Consider the following 20,683-nt stretch of genomic DNA (forward strand, 5'->3'; position numbering starts at 1 on the left):
CGTATATTGTCCATGGACCAAAGCCAGCATACTTTAAGGAAGATCATCCATATCGACATGGATGCTTTCTATGCTTCCGTAGAGCAGCGAGACCATCCCGAATACCGGGGCCGGCCTATCGTGGTCGGCGGTGCGCCCGACCGGAGAGGCGTTGTGGCTACAGCCAGCTATGAGGCCCGCAAGTTTGGTATCCGTTCGGCAATGTCGAGCCGCAAGGCGCAGCAGCTTTGCCCCGAAGTCCTTTTTGTTGTTCCCAGGTTCGATGTCTATAAAACCGTCTCCCGGCAGATCAGGGACATCTTTCACCGTTATACCGACGTCATTGAGCCGCTGTCGCTCGATGAAGCTTTTCTTGATGTGACCAGCGACAAGCAGGGCATCGGTTCCGCGCTCGAGATTGCCGGTCTTATCCGGAAAGCGATCAGGGAAGAACTGCAGCTTACCGCTTCTGCCGGCGTATCGGTCAATAAGTTTGTGGCAAAGATCGCATCGGACATGAACAAGCCCGACGGGCTTACGTTTATCGGTCCCTCCCGGGTCGTTGCTTTTATGGAGCAGCTGCCGGTAGAAAAATTCTTTGGCGTGGGCAGGGTAACGGCGGAAAAAATGAAGCGTATGGGTTTGTTCACCGGCGCCGATCTGAAACGGTTATCCGAAGAAGAGCTGATCCGGCATTTCGGTAAATCCGGAGGCTTTTATTACCGCATGGTGCGGGGCATAGACAACCGGCCGGTACAGCCGCACCGCGAGATCAAATCGGTGGCTTCCGAAGATACTTTTGAACGGGACCTGGACCAGCCGGAAGACCTTGACCGGGAGCTGGAGAAGATCGCGGGCAGGGTAGTGCAGCGGCTGCAGCGCTACGAGCTCAAAGGCCGCACCATTACGCTGAAAGTAAAGTTCGGCGATTTCAAACAGCTGACCCGCAACCAATCTTATCCTCAGCCGGTCAGCGATTACGATACCATCCTCGATGCAGCCAGGACACTGCTGCAGCGCCTCGACCTGGAAGGCCGGAAAATACGGCTGCTCGGCATCTCGCTGTCTCATTTCGAAGCGCCGGGCAGCGGCCCGGAAAAGCCGGGCGCTACCCAACAGTTGACGTTATTCTGAAGATGACCCCGTTCCCGTTCAGTCTTGGGCGAAAGCCAGTATCTTTAGGCAAAAAAGACATGATCGTAAAAACACTACTGGGTGAGTTCCTGCACGAAGCAGAGAATACCCGCCGCCTGCTGAAAGCCATTCCAGACAGCGCTTTGGGCTGGAAGCCTGCTGAGCACAGCTGGACTACGGCGCAGCTGGCCTCACATATCGCCGAAATCTATAACTGGTACCCGGTTACACTGCAGCAAAAGGTATTTGATATGGGCAATTACCGTTATGACAAAGGCGATATCAGCAATATGGCCACCATTGTGGCTAAGTTTGAAGAAAATGTAAGTAAAGCGCAGGAAGCATTGCAGTCGGCGAGCGAGGAATCGATGATGGAGACCTGGCGCATGGAACGCGAAGGTCAGCTGCTGATGCCTGAGCTGCCCCGTGCAGCAGTAGCCCGCGGTTTCCTGATGAATCACCTGTACCATCACCGGGGCGAGATGATCGTTTACCTCAGGTCGACCGGCAACAGGGTTCCCGGCTTATACGGGCCGGTATGGGAGGACCGCCAGTCTTGACAGCCTGGTCTGCCAGGACAGGGGAGAACTTGCAGCCGGGATCGCTACATGGATTCGTGATTTCATGCTTTTTTTCTTTGTTAGTTTCTATTTTGTTGATAACTAGCAGCTTGATTTTGACTATCCCTTCTGGTAAGGACGATAATCTGTTTTTGGCACGCTTTTTGTTCTTATAATCTTGGTTAAATTTTCATAACACCATCCTCTGGTGTGTTTGGTTTATTGGTTTTTGGTTTCGCCCTCCCTCCAAGGAGGGCTACCTTTTTGGGGTATGTCCTGATGAAAATCCGGGGGCATCGGTTCAGAGCCCAGAGGATGGAACGCTTCACTCTTATGGGTGTACTTGTACCCCACCTGCACGGTCAGGCTGGTCGGGACGGGCAATGCCTGAACGGCGGCAGGTTACAGATTTTTCTTAACTGCTTGATTTTGCTTCTACGGAGCAAGTTTATGTTTGTTCATGGTGATGCTACAAACGTTTGGCTCCTACGGAGCTGTAGCGTGGACGGACAGTACAGCTGTCATCCAGGCCGCTGTCGCGTCCCCGACCGGCTTGCCGGGTGAGGCTCGAGTGAGCCAAACGTTTGTACGCAATAAGGAATCGCGTTCTTACCTCGTAGGAGCAAAACAAAAAAGAAGGAGGATACCGTGCTCAATTGCCGGATGTACAGGGCAAACCTTTCCGCAGCCCTATACCAAAAAAGTCCCGCAGCAAACCGCTGCGGGATCTTCTGATGAAAATTCAAAACATGTTATTGCTTCACAAAGCGCCAGGAGCCTTGCTGCGGGCCGCTGACCACACGGAAGGTGTACACGCCCTGTGCGAGTGTGCTGACGTCGACTTTTTGCGGGTTTTGGGTAATGATTACTTTTTGCAAACATTTGCCGGTGACGTCGAAGAGCGCCAGTTCGGTACCCGGCTGCGCCCGTTCGACAATAACGGTTTGCAGCGCCGGGTTGGGATAAAGCAGGATATCCGTTGTGCTGGTAATGTTGTCTATGCCTACACCATTTTGAACGGTAACCTGCCGGCAGTTGCTGTCCACGCCGCAGGTATTGCTGCTCTCGACACAAATCCTGTAGTCGCCTGCGTTACTGTAGGTATGGCTTGCCGTGGCTCCTGTTGCCGACTGGCCGTCGCCGAAACGCCATTTGATCGCAATTGCCGGCGTGGTACCGGTATAGGTGAACTGCAGCGCTTTCCCGTTGGCAGTATAGCTGAAATCGGCTTCAGGCGGGGGACAGGTGAGGGTTACCGGCTGGCATGCAGTATCGCTGCCGCAACCTTTATAGGCGATCAGGCAAATGGTATAGGTGCCGGCGGTATTATAGTTATAGCTGGCAGTATTGCCGGTAGCCGTTTGTCCTGGGGCAAAGATCCAGCGGACACTATCTACTGGTGTGCTACCGGTGTAGCTTACATTGACGGTAGTATTGCTGGCGCTGTGCGTAAAGGCAGCGTTGGGTTGGGGACAGCTGATGGTCACCGGCTGGCAGGTGGTATCGCTGCCGCAGCCCCTGAATGCCCTTACGCAGATGGTGTAGGTTCCGGCTGTATTGTAATTGTAGCTGGCGGTATTGCCGCTAGCAGTCTGTCCCGGTGCAAAGACCCAGCGGATGCTGTCTGTTGGGGTGCTGCCGGTATAGGTCACATTCACTGTAGTATTGGTTATGGTATAGCTGAAGCTGGCATTGGGTTGCGGACAGGTGATCACTACAGCCTGGCAGCTTGTGTCCCTGCCGCATTCTTTATAGGCGATCGCGCAAACGGTGTAGGAGCCGGCTGTGCCATAGTTATACGACGCAGTATTGCCGCTAGCCGTTTGTCCCGGTGCAAAGATCCAACGGACGCTGTCTACAGGTGTGCTGCCCGTATAGGTTGTATTGACCGTAGTGTTGGCGATGGCATAGGTAAAAGCTGCTGTGGGTTGGGGACAGGTGATATTAATGGGCTGACAGCTTTGGGTACCGCCGCAGGCATTATAGACGGTAAGGCATACGCTATGGTTGCCTGTGCTGAAGGTATGGCTGGGGTTAAGCGCAGTGCTGGTGCCGCCGTCGCCGAAGTTCCAGCGTACGCTGTCGGCGCCGGGTGTGCCCGTGTAGGTAAAGTTCACCAGGCCCGCGGCATTGGGCGTCGTATGGGTAAATGCCGATACCGGCGGTGTACAATTGCAGTTGTAGCCATACTTGGCGAGGAAAAAGTCGGTAGGGCCGCCATGGGTCTTGTAGCCCGAATTGCCCAGCCAGATGCTGTCCTTCATAGCGCCGCCGATATAAATATTATCATTGAAGCAGGCAATTTCTACGCCATTTTCTCCGCCTCCTTGTCCTGCAGGATCATTGTTGCGGATGTAATCCATCTTCTGGACATTGCCCATCGTATCCAGGATCACAATGGGGATCTTGCCGGTAACGCCGGGTGTCGTCATTGAATCGTTCCCGATGATAATATCTTTAGCAAAACCGGTAATGATCAGTTTGCCATTGCTTAAGTTTTCATACATAGTAGTAGGGCCCGAGCCGGCAATGCCGATGCCGTCGATCTCTTTTCTCCAGATAAGATTATTGCTAAGGTCCATCTTCATCAGGAAGCCGAACCGGCCGAGGCTGCCGCCGGGGTTGATAAAGCTTTGACCTTTGAACGTACAGTCGGCACCGAAATAGCTCCCGAAATAATATTGCGCATTGCCGTACCGGAAGCCGCAGGCCTTTTGGCCTATGTATGCCATACCGGTTGTAGTGAAGGTATCCAGGGCAATCAGGTTTCTTGATGCATCAAAAGTGGCTACACCGTAGGAACCGGTCTGCGACTCGTCTACGATAGGAACATAAAGGGTATTGCTGGGCTCATGGAGGGAACAGGGATTGTCCATATTGATGATCACCATCGAGTCGTTGATAGGAAGTCTGGTGGCGCTTAGCAAGTTGCCCTGCGGCGTATAGACAAAATCGTAAATACCCCGCTGGCTGATAACGGAAGGCATAAGCGGCACACCGCTGGCCCTGACCACCTTGATGTAATGGACCAATGTATCGCGGAGCAGCAGCTTGCTGTAGTCATTGCCCAATGCAGCGGCGGAATTGATGGAATTATCGCCCAGGGTCCGCATCCATTGGTAATGGCCGGAAGTGTCGTACTTAATGAGCCAGGAGCTGTAGAAGCTGGAGCTCATGGTGCTGTCGGGACCAAAATAACGGATATTGGTGGTGCCTCCGCCGGGCGATGAGCCGGAAATATAAACATTACCGTCTTTGCAGGTTAGCCCCGCAAACCGGATATCGTTGGTGCCCTCCAGTATTTTTCCCCAACGGATACGCCCTTCGCAATTATAGCTGAGCAAGGCTGTTTTGGCCCGGAACTGCTGTGCGAGACCGGTTTGGATAGGAAAGGTAATGCTGTCGATCGTGATGCTGCCGTATCCCATCAATTCGGTGAGCATGTAGACATTGCCGTTTGCATCTGTAGCTACTTCCTTTGGCAATTCTCTAGCTGTATAGCCTGATGGAGCGGTAAGCGCAGTGCCTCCTCCCGATACCCATTTACCTTGCTGCGCGTGCGTGGAAAACGTTCGGGGTACGAACAAAGACAGGCATAGGAAACATGCCTTTATTGAAAAGTGTAGCTTTTTTGCCATTCGGGGTTTGGTTTGGTCCTATAAAAATAAAATAACAAAACCGCTTAGACAAGCGGTTTTGTTATTTTTTTAGGTACTAAGACTAGTGGGTTACAGACAATCGTTGAACGTGCAGGGTCTCTCCGTCCGCCTCCATGCGGATCAGGTACATACCCGATATCCATTCGTGGGTTCCCATAATCCATTTACCTCTGGACTCAGTTACCTTATGCTCTGCTACTTTGCGTCCGGCAATGTCGTACACTACGATCGAGCGTTCGCCCTTGGTGTGAGCACCATAGTCGTAAGATACGGTGGCTTGCTGGCCGGCAGGGTTGGGATAGAGCTCCATAGCATCCAGAACAGTGAAGCGCTGGCTGTCGTCGCCGGTTTCTGCTTCACCTGCAGGACGCTGGGGATCCCAGCTGCATTGCGGTACTTTTACGTCAACAGAACGGTAGCATTTCCGTCCGTCGTCGTACATAAACAACAGCTGGATCTTGATCGTCGCCGGAGGCGGGATCGAAAGACTGTTGAACGCTATGTTAAGCGAAACGCTGCTGAAAGGTCCAACACCGCCGACAGACGGCAGAACAGGTCCATAGTCGCTGCCCAGGTAGAAAGTGCCAGGCAGGCCGTAGTTGTTGAAGATGGAGATATCGAGGAAATACCTGCCTGGGATGCTGGGATCGCACTTGAGCCTTACTTCCCTTATTGCACCTTCACAATCCATACACTGAGCATCGCTGATATCCATAATGCCGGATTTATCGGCGCACATGCCGTTGTCCAGCATTTCCTGGTACTGGCCGAAGCTGGGTACTTTGTAAGGCAGCACGGTGCTGTTGAAGCCGTTCATGTCCACGCCGCCGTTCCTAAGCCACTCCCATTGCTGGAACGCGATACCCGGAGGGCCATAGAGATAGAGGTCGGCAACCTGCGCCTTACACATTGAATAGCAGCCTGAGGGGAAGTATTCGAAATACTTCTCCGGAGCCTGGGGTACATAGATGTCCCTGTGGCTGCGGCAGCCCACGCTGTTGGTATACCATACGCGGTAAGGTCCGCCCTGGTAAATGGTGTTCACTGCTCCGTTGGTGCCGTTGCTCCAGGTAAAGGTGCCCGGGCTGCCATGGCTGGCGGTCAGGGTCATCTCGTTGGTAGCGCAGTTGACGATTACCGGGCCGCTGATAGACGGAGGTCCGGGCAGCGGGTTGATGGTCACCGAGATAGATGCATTGTCGCTGCAGCTGACACCACTGATCGGATCAGTATTGGTTACCTTCAGCTGGTAAGTGTAAGTACCCGGGCTGAGGCCGGCATCGCTGAGGGTAGCTGCGGTGCTGATCACCGAACCGCCATTGCGGCGCCATTCATAAGTAGTGCCTGCGCCTACGAAGCCGTTCAGCTCTACAGCATCGCCGTCGCAATAATCCACATCGCCGCGTATCGTAGCAACAGGGCTCTTGATGATCATGACGTTATCGGTACCTGTGTTCAGGCGGCACTTATGCACATCGAACACCTGCACCCAATATGCACCGGATTGTGTCGCACTGAATGTAGGGGTTGCAGATGGCACTGAATTGTTATCCCAGTTCCAGAAGTATGGTGCAACAGGAGTTCCTGTGTTGCTGACATAACTAAGCGGTACGGGTGTGCCGGAGCATACAGTATCGCCGCCTGTTACAAACCCACTCAGGTTGTTGGCGAAAATATTCACCCCGGTATTGCCTGTTGCAGTACAGCCGTAAGCATCGGTAATGGTCAGGGATATCGGCACCGGACCTGCAGGAGGGAAGGCCGTTGACGGGAACTGTACTGTGCTGGTACCGTAACCCGCTCCTGAGTTGAAATTCCACAGGTAGCTGGAAACCACTGTAGACGACGGTGTCACTACTGGTGCAAAAGAAACCGGAAGTCCCTCGCAGCTATTGGGGCCAAAGCTGGTAATATTGATCCCCACTGTAGGTTTGGTCGGCATTGTAATGGTACGGGTCGCTGTACAGAAGGTGGTGGTGCTGCCCGGAGGAGGACTGGTCACCCCTACTGTTTCGGTAATGGTATAGGTCACGCCTTGCTGCAGTGCGGAAACAAAGGTATTACCGGTACCAGTAGCCGGAGATGCGCTGCCGGCAGGGGTAATGCTCCAGCTGACGGGGCCGATCACAAAGCCGGTAAGATAGGCCGTACGGTCTTCAAACGTCACGTTATAGGTATTACCCGGTCCGCAGGCGATCTTATGGTAGAAGTCGGCTTTGGCGCCAATCTTCACCTGTACGGAGGCCCTGGAAGCGCAAGTCGTTCCGCCCCAGCTTTCAGTGTACGTGATCGTATAAATACCAGGAGTGGTATAGCCTACAGTGGTGGTATTGATACCTGATGTGGGCAGGGTGGAATAAGACCAGGACTGGGTAGCGCCGGGATTCGCGCTGGGTGTCAGGGTCACTACATTACAGTTAACCGTTGCGCTCAGGGTAGCGGCATTGGCAGGAGGCGTACAGCCGGGACCGCCAGGTCCGCCGCCGGAGCCGCAGCTGCTCAGCGTTGTGATGTTCACCGCATCAGAAGTATCGGTACAGCCATTGGCAGCCGTGGCGATGAATACGAAAGAGCCGCCGATCGAGGTAGCCGTATCGGGGCTGGCCGTAGTCGGTACCGTATAAGGGCTACCGTTGCGGAGCCACCTGAAGGTCAGCGGCGGGGCGGCATTATTGGTATAGGTACCAATGAGCTGGGTCACCGCACCGGGGCACAGGGCCAGCGGGCCGGGTGAGCTGGCATAGGCTACAGGGCCAGGCAGTATATTGATCGTGGTCGCTACAGTACCCTGGGGCGGGCAGGCAACCATTGAAGCGGTTCCTGAAGCCGTTACCGAAATGGTATACACCACAGGGGTGGAACCATTATTATAGGGGAACGGAACCGTGATCGTGTTGGAAGTGGTCAGGCCGGAGAATACGCCGGGGATGTTCCAGGTATAGTTGGCCGCACCAGGTGTAGCGGACAAGGTTACGAAACCGGGACAGGCATTGACCGGTGAGGTCAGTACAGGCAGCGGTGAAGGATTGACAGTTACGTTGTAAGTAGTCGTATCGGTCTTTCCACATTTGGTTACGACAAGAGAAACCGTCGCTGCGGTAGGCGCGCCTACATTTTTCCAGAGAACGGTTGCGCTCTGTCCGTAAACAGGGCCCGTAACGCTTCCTGCGCCTACAGGTGTTACACTCCAGTAATAGGTGTCGCCGCTGGTATAAGCGGTTGTGTAATTGCTATAACCGTTGCCGCAGCCTGTGGCAGGACCGGAAATGGTTGGGTTGAACGGATCCTGGGTAATGGTCATGGATTTAACCGGGCCGGCACAATGAGGGTCTTCGATCTGCTCGCGCCATACGTTCAGCTGCTTGAAGCCGCCGGAGGTCCATACCACAGTTACCTCGTCACCGTTGCCGGGGGTTACGGTACCGCCGACCGCCTGCCAGGTAAATACCGAGTTGGGATCGTTGGCTGTAGCCTTATACGTGTAGGGGACATTGAGACACACCGTGTCTTCGCCGGTCATGGTATTTACGATGCCGGGCAGTTTCTGTACTTTGATCGTAATCGGATCGGAGCAGAAGTTGCCGATAGCGTTCAGCACATAAGTACCGGGAAGCGGGAAGGAGGCCGAGAAGTTGGTACCGCTGCCGGATTGCGGCGCGGGGCCGTCCAGTATCCAGGTGGCAAAGTCGCCGGTATTGAGCGTATAATTCTTGCTCTCACCCTGGCAGGCAAAGTCGTCGCCTAAGATCACGGAAGGATCAACTACAGTTACCTTCAGCTGGGCATCGCCGCCACAGAGGGTTACTCCGTTCTGATAAGTACCATGGATGGTATAGCTGCCGGGGTTGGTGAATTTTACCACAACCCTGTAGTCGGTACGGATACCCTGCACAGCGCCGGGCTCGTTGATCACACCCCAGTTCCAACGGGTGCCGGGCCACAGTGGCAATGTGTATTCATACTCTTTATTGGTACAAATGACCAGCGGGCCGTTGATCTGGGCGTTAAGGCTAACAATCGGCACTTTAATGGTGGTTGTGCCGGGACAGACAGCGCCACAGCCGGGAGTCGTAAGGCTTACATAGCCAAAGTCAACGCCGCCCCAGACCACTTCAACAAAAGGATCGCCGGGGCCGCCGCCGTTAACGATGCTGCCGCCGGTTACCTGCCATTGATAGTTGCCGCAGGAAACACTGGTCTTATAAATTGCTTTTTGCTTTTCGCACACCACCGAGGGACAGATGATGTCGGGACCCTGCAGCGGGCTAACGTCCACTTTAACCTGGTAAACATCGGTACAGTTACAGGCATTTTTAACCGTAAGTGTAATGAGGTAAGTACCCGCGGTGTTGTAGGCATGGCTTGGGTTTTGCTGGGCCGAGGTATTGCCGTCGCCAAAATCCCAGTACCAGCTGACGATGGGCGATTGCGGTGTGCCCACAGACAGGTCCTGGAATTGGATCAGGTTATTGACGCAGGCCTGGAAATCATGTGCAGGGTTGGGATCGGGCATTACGGCAAAAGCTGCTTTGGGCTTGGCCGTTACCTGTACACACAATTCCTTGTCGTAATCGGCGCAAGGCGTTACAGCATGCAGCGATATGGAGCCGGAAGTTCCGGGCGCTCCCCACTGCACTTCGATGCTGTCGCCCCAGTTGTTGAGCACGGTCGCGCCTACCACGTTCCAGGTGAAGGAACCGCCGGTAACGCCGGTGGCATAATAACGTACAATGCTGAATTCACAAACTTTAATACAGGGACCATCGGGTTCCATGTCCTGGTTATTGCCTCCCTGCTCCTCTTTGCGTACCGAGTCGATCGCAAGACTCTGGCAGCCTACCTCGAAATTGGAGGTAATGGCCAGGTCGGGAGCCGGAATAACAACAACAGTTTTGGTGGCATAGCCTGGTGGCGGACTGAAACCGGGAAACAGGACGGTAACGTTGCCTGTGGTGGTAGGGGCATTGAAAGTGATCGTTGCCGTACTGGTGGTAGACGTCGGCGTTACGGCAGGATTAGCCAGCCAGGTATAGGCACCCGTTACACTGGGTGTTGCGGTGAATACCGACGGCACACCTACGCACACCGTGTCCGGCCCCGTGACCACTTGTCCCCGGGTGGTATGCCCCAATGCCGTAAGAAGGCAAAGGAGGAGCACATGCCTGGTGAATAAGATAATTTTTCTCATGAGGTTTTATGTTTTGGTGAAAATGTTATTTTCTGTTTGGTTTTTTCAGGCACGCCCGCGTCAGGGAGGATGGCTGCTGAGCGAGGGTGCGGGAATATTGATCCTGATCCCTTGCTGCTGACGGTTGTTGCGGTTGAGCAGGCAGCAGGGCGGGGTGGAGCAAGCTGCATTGGAGATATGAAAGGCCCGGCGCCACCGGTAGCGGTAGAAGAGGATTTTACAACTGGAGCAGAAAAGCTGTAAAATGGTGATCGCCTGTATAGTATGCAAGGCATGCTGATACATGAGCCTGGTTTTTGGTGTTCTTGCTGCTTTGCTGGCTTACCGGAAGGCACAGCGGCAAGTATAGGATTAGGTTAATGATCATTTACTGATGGAAATCAATAAAAATGATATAGCCGGATATTTTTATCCGATAAGCAGGTGTCAATGGGTTTTGTTAAGTAAACCTTATTGAACTGTAAAAATATAAATCAATAATTGCATTCAATACAGATATTAAACTTGATTTTTTTCAGGCTTTTGCCTTTGAATATTATGCAATTTTCAACTACATGAAACATGCTCTATAACGATCTCTTATATGTTGAAATGATGTCTGATAGCGAATTAAGGTTATTGTCGCGAGCAGACTAAAGCATGAAGTCGAGATATAATGCAAGCAATCTGGTAACACGGAATTGTTAGGAGAACTTAAAGGCCCTGTTTATTATAAGCAAAGGGCATGGTAAACTACCGTTAAGAGAGAGCCAGACTTTTAACATTTTTGCGAATGCTGAGAAAAAGGGCAAATATCACCTGGATCTGAACCGGCTTTGTAACTGGGTATTGCCTGGTCCGGATTGCCGTATTGGTTTGCTATGCGGATAACAATCGTTTTTGAATGTCACCGTAAATAGGCTTTTGGTTTTTATACTGTCTTTCACTGCATATTTCCTGCAGCGCTGATCCTGATCTTTAGACCTCACATTAAAAACCAAAACCGAATGAAAAAGAAAGTTTTAAGTACCAAGTTGTCTCTCAAGAAAATGAAAATTGTAGCATTGGACAGTGAAAAAGGTAGCGCCATTCTTGGTGGTACCGGCAATGATCTCTGCATCGAAACCCTGCAGTGTCCCACCGCCCAGCTGTGCCCGACAAACGACTGCCCTGTGCAAACAGCCGATTGTCCTTTCACTCAAACCTGTCAGCCTACCTGGCAGCGGTATTGCTCGGTCCAGCTGTGCCCCACGCCGACAACGATCAGAGGTTGCGCTTCTTATCCGCAAATTTGTACGATATAATCAGTCGTAATTTATCTTGCATTGCCTCCGATAAGCAGATGCTTATTGGGGGCATTGTTGTTTACACGAGATCGTCTCTTTTTGTAATGGGATGGAACGCTTCACTACTTAAGGGTAAGCAAGTACCGCAGCTGCACGGCCGGGCCGGTCGGGACGCGCAGCGGCCTGAACGGCGGCTGGATGCATATTTTGCTTAGCAATCCTGGTTTTGCTCCTACGGAGCAATTTATGTTTTTTCATGGCGCTGCAAACATTTGGCTCCGTAGGAGCCCTATAACGCGAATAACTATAAGATCATCTGCAAACCTTTTTCCGATCCTTTGGGACTAAGAAGTTTTGAGTATATGCAGTCTGGGCCGGAGCGCGCTATCTTATTTGATTGAATAACCTTTCGTACGCCTTCTGTAATCCCCAGATTTTCCGATTGATCCGCGATACCGCTGTGCATTCACGCGGTGCTGTTGCTGTCAGACCTGTAGAAGCCATTCACCGGTTTGTAAAAAGAAAAAAGCCGCAGATGCGGCTTTAAGGAAAATTGCTGGTGGCCTCGTCAGGAATCGAACCTGAATCTGGAGCTTCGGAAACTCTTATACTATCCATTGTACTACGAGGCCGGTACCGGAAGTCCGCAAAGGTAAGGTTTCGTATTTATATCACCAGCAAAAATTTTATACCGTCCATATTTTTTATCCGGACTGATGAAAGTGCTGGAAGGGTGTCTCCGGAACTATTTGTTTCTTCTTAACTTCAAAGCTGCGGTATTTTTTAAAACAACCGATCACCTATGAAAATAAGGCGAAGCATAATGGGTATTGCCGGCATCTCATTGCTTAGTGTCGCCCTGCTGGCGGCCAAACCTGCTGAAGAATCCGACCGGATAAAAACAGGAGATAAAACCCTTTTCAGAGGACATACTTTTTCATGGACACCAGAAAGCCGGGACACGGATATCGTAGAAGATCCGGTTACCGGGGAGATGGTAAATGTAATAATGGTCGGGCTACCGAGAATCGATGCGATGGACGACGATAAAGTTTATCGCAATAACGATGAGACGCTTCAGCCGGCAGGCTTCGGCGGTAAGGATGCTGATGCCTTCTATGCTTATGTTGCCGCGCAGTTCAGCGCGCGGTTCGGACAGCTCCCCGATGACCTGCACAATATCTATATTGACAACCTCGTGATCGATGAGCGGGGAAAAGTCAGGTATTACGAGATCAAATGCAATACCGGACAGAACACCTATGATATCAGCCAGGGCGATTCTCCTTACCAGCGCTACGCGGCGGCCATCAGAGGCATTATCGATGCGAGCCCTGGCTGGCAGCCTGCTGCATTGCGGCGCCGGCTGGTTAAATCGGGCCTGGAGGGCTTTTACGTTTTTAACCGGTCTACTACACGCTAAGCCTTAAGGGGCAAGGCTTAGCGGTTCAACGCTCAGCATCTTCATCCTACTGTAACAATTATAACGTCAAAGGGTAAAATTTTTTGAAAAAAGTTGCCCTTTGACGTTTTTATTCGTTTTATAACGTATTTTTACGTCAATAAACTAAAGAAAGCGTTATGCAAGCACTTACCAAAGCAGAGGAACAGGTAATGCAGGTGATCTGGCAAAAAGAGCGTTGCCTGGTCCGGGATATTATCGAAGCTCTTGGTGATCCCGATATCCCTCACAGCACGGTGTCTTCGGTGGTCCGTATTCTCGAAAAGAAGGGATTTGTAGGACATAAGGCCTATGGCAAGACCCATGAGTACTTTCCCCTGATCGCGAAAGAAGATTATACCAAAACGGGGCTGAAACAATGGATCGGCAGCTATTTCGACGGTTCGCCCAGGCAGCTGGTGTCTTTCCTGGTGGAAGAAAACCAGATCAACCTTAAAGAGCTGAGCCAGCTGATGAAGCAGCTGGAAGCGCTTAAATCTAAAAAGTAACGGTTGCAAGAAAAAGGCCGTAGCCGGAATGGCTTCAAAATACAGCGCATCTGAGCTACCTGCTGAGCATGCCGTACAGCCTGTATATGTGGCTGATGCCGGTATGAGCGTGCTTGATTCTACGGCGCCGGATCTCAGGGCTACAGTATCGCAAAAACCACTTCTAAAAACTTTCAAACACCTCCTACACTATGGCAACCTATCTCATCCAGGTTACTTTCACATGGGCCCTGCTGCTGGCGCTTTATGAATTGCTTTATCGCAGCCGCCCGGCGTTCACGCTCAACCGGCTGTATTTGCTGTCGGCTTTACTCGCCGGCGCGCTCTTGCCCCTGGTCCCTATTACATTGCCGGGATCGGCTGCGGCTGCCACCGGCAATATTGCTGCCAATGTGCTGCAGTCTGCGGATCCTGTTGTTCAGAAGGCCACACCGGTGCCGGGGACCGGCATGGCCGGTATGAGCTGGGCTGCGGTGGCCGGTTGGATTTATCTTACCGGAGCGCTCCTGATGGCCGTGGTCAGCCTGCGCGGCCTCGTCTATATCCTGCGTACGGCTATTTACGGCAGCTTCAGGCAGGTGAAAGGCTATCGCATCTTTCACAGCAGCCGGAGCGTGCATGCGCCGTTCTCCTTCATGGGCTGGATCTTTATTGCCGATCCGGATCAGTACAGCCAGCAGGAATTGCTCTTTGTGCTGCGGCATGAAGATGCGCACAACCGGCGTCGGCATTGGCTGGATGTCTTGCTGGTACAGCTTTTCTGTGTCGTCTTCTGGTTCCATCCCCTGGTATGGCGTTACCGCCATTGTCTGAAGCTCGTTCATGAATATGAGGCCGATCGCATTACCGCTGGTAGTGCCGGTTATGATTACGGCCATTTTTTGCTGCGGCAAACTTTAATGAAAGGAGTTCCCCCCATTGCGCATTCTTTTCACTTTTCACCAATAAAAAACAGGATCACTATGTTAACACAACCAAGAAAAAAACAAATATGGAAGTATAGCTTCTGGCTGCCCGCTATCTGTGCCTGCCTGCTGCTGGCGGCCCGTCCGTCCGAAAGCGATGAGCGGGTAAGGGTAGGCGATAAGACCCGTTTCAGAGGACACGATTTTTACTGGGCACCTAATGCTGTTGACAGCGTAATGATAGAGGATCCCAGAACCGGCGAAATCATTGTAAAGCGTCTTGAAAGAGAAGGCGGGATCAGCCGGATGGATAAGGATAGCGTATACAGCAATGATGATCCGGCGGTTGTAAAGGCACATTTTAATAAAAATGGAAAAGAGATTTACGACTATGCAAATGATTTGTTCCATCGTCAATTTCCCAATATTCCTGATAGCTTTTTCACCATTGCTGTACACAATATTGTGATCGACGAAAAAGGAAAGATCCGCTATTATGATATACAGTGTGTAACCGATAACGCAGCTTTTGAGAATGGAAGCACGCAGCCGCTTATTGCCGGTTATATCCGAACACTGGGAAAGATCATGGATGAGAGTCCGGCCTGGCAACCCGGAAAGGTTGGCAATAAAGAAGTTAAAGTTCGCCTGGAAGGAGGGTTTAATGTCCATTTCAAGCCGCTTACCATAATGCCGGTTGAAAACATAAAGCGGTAGCGATGCCGGATATCAGGCTTCTTCTTCCTCAATGGCGGGGATGCCCATAATCTCGGGGTCCTTCTTGGCGCGAAACGAAATATGCCTTTGGAAAAAATAGCTGAATACCGCAAGGATAGCCGTGGTCAGCGTTTGTGATGGTGTGGCCCAAAAGCCGCACCATCCTGCAAAAAAGTGCAGCAGGTAATAGTTGAGCACGATATTGAGGAATTGCAGCGTGGCATAGCGGAACAGCTGCACCCTTCCTTTAAGATGGGATTCCTGGAAAACGACAAACTTCGACAGGAAGAAGCCGACGGGAAAACCGACCACGAAGGAAACGACATAAGCGGCGATATATCGCGTCATTGTAAGGCCGTCGCCCAGCGGTAATACCTCCTCGCTTTTGCCATTGACGATCCGGGTCTGGAGATAAGGTGGAATCAGGTAATTGTAGCTGATGAAAAACAGCAAGAGACCAAGCACGGTTACGCCGCCGCCGCAGGCAAGGTAGCGGAAGGTCTGGATGGGTATCCAGCGGCGGAACGGAGGGTGGAAGAAATCGATCACCTTAAGGATCGTATTCCTTATAAAATGAAGCACCCGGCTGTCTTTATAATTTTTCACAGGTCGGCAAAAGTAAGAAAAATGCGATATTTTTGACCGGCCTGCCTGCGATTAACCAGGGTTAAACAAATGGCCGCCTCCCTTTGCCGGTACTAAAGTGGATATTGTACACCAGTCTTTTTGCTGCATGCTGTGCAGTGGGCTTATGCATGGCTACCGAAAAGCTGCTTACCGGTTATGCGCCTTCGCTTTGCTCTGCGCTCCATGGATTTGTGGCGGCCAATACGCTGAGCATCTATAATATCCACTACTATATCAAGAAGATCCCACCCGGTGTTTCCGACCGGGCCGATTGGTCGGCAAAGCATCGCTGGGTGCACCCGCTGCTGATCCTGGCCGGAGGGTTGCTTTCTTTGTTTTGTCTTTTCTTCCTGCCACTTAAAGTTATCGCCGTTAGCGTTGGACTCGGGCTGCTTTCGCTCGGCTATTCTTTGCCCGTATTGCCTTTCCCGCAAAAAAAAAGGTTGAAGGACTGGGGTATACTGAAGCTGATCCTGCTGTCGCTGGTATGGACCTGTGTTACGGTGCTGATGCCTATGTTTGACTACGGCAAGAGCTTCCGGGCCTACGAGGTGGAATTCCTCCTGCGCTTCGTGCTGATGCTGCCGCTCTGTATTGCCTTCGACATCCGCGATATGGAAACCGACCGTGAGAACAGCATTTATACCTTGCCCAACGCGATAGGCCTGCAGGCCAGCTTCCGCCTTATGGATGCCTGCCTGGTCGTCTTCTGCGCGCTGGCTGTATGGCAGTACCTCCGTTATCCTATTGTTTCAAGGCTGGTAGGTGGTTTTGTGATCACCTTATGCACCAAAGCGATGCTCCTGCTGTCGCGGAAGGTGAACACCGATGTGTTCTACCTGCTCTGCGTCGATGGCATGATGTTCCTGTATGCGGCATTCATTCTCCTGGCCTGAACGTTCTTCCGGCAAATTATAAGAAACCTTTAAGCCGTAAATCTGTTTTCAGCAGGTATGGCAGACAAGCACGGGACAGCGCAGGGAACAATCCACATCGGTACTTCGGGCTGGAGCTACAAGCACTGGAAAGGGGGCTTCTATCCCATTACGCTGCCGGCCAAACAATATCTCGCTTATTATACGGAGCATTACGACACCGTTGAGATCAACAGCAGCTTCTATCACCTGCCGCTGGAAACAACTGTGCTGAACTGGATAGCGCAGGTTCCCGAAGGCTTCCGGTTTTGTGTCAAAATGAGCCGCTTTCTTTCCCATATGAAGAAGCTTACTGAACCCGGCGAACCGCTTGCGCGGTTTTTTGACCTGTTTGCTCCCATGAAAGCATTTATGGGGCCGGTATTGATCCAGCTGCCGGCTAATCTTCCTTTTGACGCTGGTGTGGTGCATCCTTTCTATGAAGCGCTGCAGCGGGATTATAAAGATTACCGTTTTGCTATGGAAGTGCGGCATACCAGCTGGCTGGAGCGGGAGAGCTTTGCTTTAATGGAGCATTATGGTATCATCCTGGTCTTTGCACAGGCCCGGGGATTTCCATACACGGAGACGATTACCGCAAAGGATATTTACCTCCGCTTGCATGGACCGGGTAAGCTGTACGATTCCGGCTACGACGAAAAAGCGCTTGCGGCCTATGCCCGTAAAATAGAGCAATGGCAGGCACAGGGACAGGAGGTATGGGTATTCTTTAATAACGATATGCATCACCATGCGCTGGAAAATGCAGACCGGCTGAAACAATTGCTGAAACTGACCTGAATCTAAAACAATACAATCGTTATGCCGGAGGGACCATCAATAGTTATTCTGAAAGAAGCTGTACAGGCCCTGCACCTGGAGGGTAAGAAGATCGTCCATGCTGAAGGCAACAGCAAGATCGGGATCGATAGGCTGGAGGGACAGAAAGTGACAGCTTTCCGTTCCTGGGGCAAGCATTTCCTTATCTGCTTCGACGCTTTTTTTCTACGCATCCATTTCCTGCTCTTCGGTACCTACCGGATCAATGAACGCAAGGGTGTACCGGAGCGGCTGCGGCTGCAGTTTGCTAAAGACGAGCTGAACTTTTATGCCTGCTCAGTGCAGCTGGTCGAAAAGCCGGTGGACGAAGTATACGATTGGTCGGTAGATGTGATGTCGGAGCATTGGTCGCCGGGCCGGGCATTAAAGAAGCTGCAGGCGGCGCCGGAAATGCTGGCCTGCGATGCTTTGCTGGACCAGGACATTTTTGCGGGGAGCGGCAATATATTCAAGAATGAAGTGTTGTTCCGGATAAGGGTGCATCCCCTGAGCCGGATCGGTAAGCTGCCGGAGGCTAAAGTAAAGGCCATCGTAAGGGAGGCGCGGAAGTACGGTTTCCAGTTCCTGGAATGGAAGAAGCAATTTGTGCTGAAGCAGCACTGGAAAGCGCACCGGCAAAAAATATGTCCCCGATGCCATATCCCTTTTCATAAGGAATACCTGGGAAAGACAAACCGGGTCAGCTATTTCTGTACCGGCTGCCAGGTGAATTACCATTGACGATCATGTTGCTTTTGCCTCATAAGCAAAAGAGCTGTCCGTGATAGAACAGCTCTTTTATCGCATTAAAAGATAGAAGATCATTTCAGGTTATTCAGCTTGCTCCTGCGCCGGCTGTATCCAAAGTAGATAATAAAGCCGAGCAGCAGCCATACGATCAGGCGCAGCCAGTTTTCCCAACCCAGGCCGAAGATCATGAGGGCACAGGCAATAATGCCCAATATGGGCACCAGGGGCACCAGGGGTGTACGGAATTGCCGGGGCAGGTCGGGCGCGCTCTTGCGCAGGATGATCACGGCGGCGCATACCAGGATAAAGGCGAAGAGGGTACCGATGCTGGTCATGTGGCCGACAACACTACCGGGGATAAAGGCGGCAAAAGCACCCACCAGGATCAGGATCACCAGGTTGCCCAGGTAAGGGGTTTTGAATTTAGGATGCACTTTTGAGAATACGGCAGGAAGCAGACCGTCCCTGCTCATCGAGTAGAAAACACGGCTTTGTCCCAGCAACATTACCAGGATCACGGAAGAGAAGCCGGCCAGGATGGCTACGGTAACCGATTTGCTCAGCCAGCTGTAGCCGGCGGGCATCCCGGCGCGGATAGCAGCGACTACAGAAGCTTCTCCTCCTTTGTTGGGATCGCGGAAGAACTCCAGCGGTACGAGGCCGGTCAGCACATGGGCAAACAGGATATACAATACCGTACACACCAGCAGCGACCCCATAATGCCTACGGGCATGGCCTTCTTGGGATTTTTCGTCTCCTGGGCGGCTGTGCTTACAGCATCGAAGCCGATAAAGGCAAAGAACACCGTTCCGGCAGCACCGAGGATACCCAGGATGCCACCGAAGTTATGGCTCACACCTTCGTGGTCCACATATTTGGATGGCGGCGGGATATAAGGTACGTGATAGGAGGAATTGATATAACCCCAGCCCAGCACAATGATGAGCACTACGATGGTTACTTTGACGATCACGATGAGGTTATTGACCAGGGCCGATTCGTGCACGCCTTTAATCAGCAGCAGGCTGATCAGCGTCACAATGCCCAGCGCAGGTATGTTCATAATGCCGCGTACGCCATCCGGGGAGACCTGGAAGGGGCTGTGGCACCACTGATACGCAATAGGCTTCATATGGAGCACTTCGACCAGCAGGTTGTTGAGGTACTCGCTCCAGGCTATGCCTACCGTGGCGGCGCCAACGGCATATTCCAGCACGAGGTCCCAGCCGATGATCCAGGCCAGCAGCTCGCCCTGTGTGGCATAGGTATAGGTATAAGCGCTGCCGGAGATGGGGATGGACGAAGACAGCTCGGCATAGCACAAACCGGCCAAAGCACAGCCTATGGCGGCCAGGATAAACCCGATCGTAACGGAAGGACCTGCACTCTGCGCAGCAGCAGCAGCAGTCTGGACAAACAAGCCGGCGCCTATAATGGCGCCGATGCCCAGGGCGATCAATGCGCCGCCGCTGAGGGTACGTTTCAGCCCTTTTTCGTTGTCTGCCGCTTCCGCGAGCAAAAGATCAAGTGGTTTTCTTGTAAATAGACCCATCTGGTATTGTTTAATTGCAGATTTAAGCTTCAAACCTAATGTAAAATTGTCAAAAAACACAATTGTAGGCATCCCTAAAAACGGAAATGGTTTTAAGATCGGGTAAAATGCGGGAACGGATGGAAGGGGTAAAAAACAGCAGGCTGCCTTAAAGACAGCCTGCAGCCTATGGTACTCCATACTTCTCAATTCGCTACTTTGGTAATTTTGATCGTTGATCTTGTATTGCCGTATTGAACGATAATGCTATACACGCCATCGGCCATTCCCCTGGTGGATATCGTTGTGATGGCCGACGCTATTTTTGCGCGTTGATGCTCTTTTCCAAGCTGATCCAGCAGTATCAGCACAGCATTGCTGTTCAGGATACCTTGTGAAACGGTTACATTGAAGTTGTCATTGGAAGGATTGGGATACACTTTTAAGTCCTCTCCGTTTATCTCAGCTAAGTCTTTCGTTGCTTCAGCTAAGTTGCCTGCATTGTTCTGCGGCTGCTCGTCCGGGGCAGGGCGATTGACGACATACTCCCTGAGGTTGCGGTTGCCGTTCTCGTCGTAAGAGATCAGGATCTTAGGCGTTTGCGCTTTTGCAGCGAAGCAGCCTATGCTTAAAATCAAAATGGAAATTATCTTTTTCATAGGTTGTGGTTTATGATATTGAATG

At 51.9% G+C, this 20,683-nt stretch carries 15 protein-coding genes and 1 tRNA gene; 9 read left to right on the forward strand and 7 right to left on the reverse strand.

The features are described 5' to 3' along the window. Nucleotides 1–12: 12 nt before the first annotated feature. Both dinB and DZC79_RS16065 read left to right on the forward strand, forming a co-directional pair. Nucleotides 13–1,113 (forward strand): DNA polymerase IV, encoded by a 1,101-nt coding sequence (gene dinB, locus DZC79_RS16060; RefSeq protein WP_118952628.1) that lies wholly within the window; start codon nt 13–15, stop codon nt 1,111–1,113. A gap of 59 nt (nt 1,114–1,172) precedes the next feature. Continuing rightward, nucleotides 1,173–1,673, forward strand: coding sequence for a DinB family protein (locus DZC79_RS16065; protein WP_118952629.1), 501 nt, complete (start codon nt 1,173–1,175; stop codon nt 1,671–1,673). A 752-nt stretch (nt 1,674–2,425) separates the two neighbouring features. On the opposite strand, the gene DZC79_RS16075 is transcribed toward DZC79_RS16065, so the two are convergent. The 3 genes from DZC79_RS16075 to DZC79_RS21325 all read right to left on the reverse strand — a co-directional run bounded on the left by DZC79_RS16075 (nt 2,426) and on the right by DZC79_RS21325 (nt 10,805). Next, the gene (locus DZC79_RS16075) at nt 2,426–5,311 is read right to left on the reverse strand and encodes a PKD domain-containing protein (RefSeq protein ID WP_118952631.1); all 2,886 of its coding nucleotides are present in this window, start codon (nt 5,309–5,311) and stop codon (nt 2,426–2,428) included. 82 nt (nt 5,312–5,393) lie between these two features. Next, nucleotides 5,394–10,520 carry a PKD domain-containing protein gene (locus tag DZC79_RS16080; protein WP_118952632.1) on the reverse strand — a complete coding sequence of 1,709 codons (5,127 nt, stop codon included), beginning with the start codon at nt 10,518–10,520 and terminating at the stop codon, nt 5,394–5,396. Nucleotides 10,521–10,580: 60 nt separating this feature from the next. After that, nucleotides 10,581–10,805, reverse strand: a complete 225-nt coding sequence (locus tag DZC79_RS21325; RefSeq protein ID WP_157977202.1) for a hypothetical protein — start codon at nt 10,803–10,805, stop codon at nt 10,581–10,583. A gap of 701 nt (nt 10,806–11,506) precedes the next feature. Between DZC79_RS21325 and DZC79_RS21330 the strand changes: the two genes are divergently transcribed. Continuing rightward, nucleotides 11,507–11,803, forward strand: a complete 297-nt coding sequence (locus DZC79_RS21330; RefSeq protein WP_157977203.1) for a hypothetical protein — start codon at nt 11,507–11,509, stop codon at nt 11,801–11,803. Between the two features lie 539 nt (nt 11,804–12,342). Here DZC79_RS21330 and DZC79_RS16085 read toward each other — a convergent pair. Beyond that, nucleotides 12,343–12,417: transfer RNA gene (locus DZC79_RS16085), tRNA-Arg, on the reverse strand. A 170-nt stretch (nt 12,418–12,587) separates the two neighbouring features. On the opposite strand from DZC79_RS16085, the gene DZC79_RS16090 reads away from it, so the two are divergent. From DZC79_RS16090 to DZC79_RS16100, 3 genes are all read left to right on the forward strand, one after another. After that, the gene (locus tag DZC79_RS16090) at nt 12,588–13,208 is read left to right on the forward strand and encodes a hypothetical protein (protein ID WP_157977204.1); all 621 of its coding nucleotides are present in this window, start codon (nt 12,588–12,590) and stop codon (nt 13,206–13,208) included. Between the two features lie 158 nt (nt 13,209–13,366). Next, nucleotides 13,367–13,735 (forward strand): BlaI/MecI/CopY family transcriptional regulator, encoded by a 369-nt coding sequence (locus tag DZC79_RS16095; protein ID WP_118952634.1) that lies wholly within the window; start codon nt 13,367–13,369, stop codon nt 13,733–13,735. A 191-nt stretch (nt 13,736–13,926) separates the two neighbouring features. Further along, nucleotides 13,927–15,357 (forward strand): M56 family metallopeptidase, encoded by a 1,431-nt coding sequence (locus tag DZC79_RS16100; protein ID WP_118952635.1) that lies wholly within the window; start codon nt 13,927–13,929, stop codon nt 15,355–15,357. A 12-nt stretch (nt 15,358–15,369) separates the two neighbouring features. Here the strand turns inward: DZC79_RS16100 and DZC79_RS16105 are convergent, their stop codons facing one another. Then, nucleotides 15,370–15,963: a GtrA family protein gene (locus tag DZC79_RS16105; RefSeq protein WP_157977205.1), complete on the reverse strand. Its 594-nt coding sequence runs from the start codon at nt 15,961–15,963 to the stop codon at nt 15,370–15,372. Nucleotides 15,964–16,112: 149 nt separating this feature from the next. Between DZC79_RS16105 and DZC79_RS16110 the strand changes: the two genes are divergently transcribed. From DZC79_RS16110 to DZC79_RS16120, 3 genes are read left to right on the forward strand one after another with little or no spacing between them, the layout of a single operon-like run. Further along, nucleotides 16,113–16,880, forward strand: a complete 768-nt coding sequence (locus DZC79_RS16110) for a UbiA family prenyltransferase (RefSeq protein WP_118952637.1) — start codon at nt 16,113–16,115, stop codon at nt 16,878–16,880. A 57-nt stretch (nt 16,881–16,937) separates the two neighbouring features. Continuing rightward, on the forward strand, nt 16,938–17,699 hold the full coding sequence (locus DZC79_RS16115; protein WP_118952638.1) for a DUF72 domain-containing protein: 762 nt from the start codon (nt 16,938–16,940) through the stop codon (nt 17,697–17,699). 21 nt (nt 17,700–17,720) lie between these two features. Then, nucleotides 17,721–18,458, forward strand: a complete 738-nt coding sequence (locus DZC79_RS16120) for a DNA-formamidopyrimidine glycosylase family protein (protein ID WP_118952639.1) — start codon at nt 17,721–17,723, stop codon at nt 18,456–18,458. 80 nt (nt 18,459–18,538) lie between these two features. Here the strand turns inward: DZC79_RS16120 and DZC79_RS16125 are convergent, their stop codons facing one another. Both DZC79_RS16125 and DZC79_RS16130 read right to left on the reverse strand, forming a co-directional pair. After that, entirely contained in the window at nt 18,539–20,020 is a 1,482-nt protein-coding gene (locus tag DZC79_RS16125) for an amino acid permease (RefSeq protein WP_118952669.1), read from the reverse strand. Between the two features lie 185 nt (nt 20,021–20,205). After that, nucleotides 20,206–20,658 carry a T9SS type A sorting domain-containing protein gene (locus tag DZC79_RS16130; RefSeq protein WP_157977206.1) on the reverse strand — a complete coding sequence of 151 codons (453 nt, stop codon included), beginning with the start codon at nt 20,656–20,658 and terminating at the stop codon, nt 20,206–20,208. Nucleotides 20,659–20,683 lie beyond the last annotated feature (25 nt).

The organism is Taibaiella helva (assembly GCF_003545695.1).
Lineage (GTDB): Bacteria > Bacteroidota > Bacteroidia > Chitinophagales > Chitinophagaceae > Taibaiella > Taibaiella helva.

What these genes read in the sequence shown, in the direction of transcription:
- dinB (WP_118952628.1), top strand. Translation starts at nt 13, where the DNA reads ATGGACCAAAGCCAGCATACTTTAAGGAAGATCATCCATATCGACATG.
- DZC79_RS16065 (WP_118952629.1), top strand. Translation starts at nt 1,173, where the DNA reads ATGATCGTAAAAACACTACTGGGTGAGTTCCTGCACGAAGCAGAGAAT.
- DZC79_RS16075 (WP_118952631.1), bottom strand. Translation starts at nt 5,311, where the DNA reads ATGGCAAAAAAGCTACACTTTTCAATAAAGGCATGTTTCCTATGCCTG.
- DZC79_RS16080 (WP_118952632.1), bottom strand. Translation starts at nt 10,520, where the DNA reads ATGAGAAAAATTATCTTATTCACCAGGCATGTGCTCCTCCTTTGCCTT.
- DZC79_RS21325 (WP_157977202.1), bottom strand. Translation starts at nt 10,805, where the DNA reads ATGTATCAGCATGCCTTGCATACTATACAGGCGATCACCATTTTACAG.
- DZC79_RS21330 (WP_157977203.1), top strand. Translation starts at nt 11,507, where the DNA reads ATGAAAAAGAAAGTTTTAAGTACCAAGTTGTCTCTCAAGAAAATGAAA.
- DZC79_RS16090 (WP_157977204.1), top strand. Translation starts at nt 12,588, where the DNA reads ATGAAAATAAGGCGAAGCATAATGGGTATTGCCGGCATCTCATTGCTT.
- DZC79_RS16095 (WP_118952634.1), top strand. Translation starts at nt 13,367, where the DNA reads ATGCAAGCACTTACCAAAGCAGAGGAACAGGTAATGCAGGTGATCTGG.
- DZC79_RS16100 (WP_118952635.1), top strand. Translation starts at nt 13,927, where the DNA reads ATGGCAACCTATCTCATCCAGGTTACTTTCACATGGGCCCTGCTGCTG.
- DZC79_RS16110 (WP_118952637.1), top strand. Translation starts at nt 16,113, where the DNA reads ATGGCTACCGAAAAGCTGCTTACCGGTTATGCGCCTTCGCTTTGCTCT.
- DZC79_RS16115 (WP_118952638.1), top strand. Translation starts at nt 16,938, where the DNA reads ATGGCAGACAAGCACGGGACAGCGCAGGGAACAATCCACATCGGTACT.
- DZC79_RS16120 (WP_118952639.1), top strand. Translation starts at nt 17,721, where the DNA reads ATGCCGGAGGGACCATCAATAGTTATTCTGAAAGAAGCTGTACAGGCC.
- DZC79_RS16125 (WP_118952669.1), bottom strand. Translation starts at nt 20,020, where the DNA reads ATGGGTCTATTTACAAGAAAACCACTTGATCTTTTGCTCGCGGAAGCG.
- DZC79_RS16130 (WP_157977206.1), bottom strand. Translation starts at nt 20,658, where the DNA reads ATGAAAAAGATAATTTCCATTTTGATTTTAAGCATAGGCTGCTTCGCT.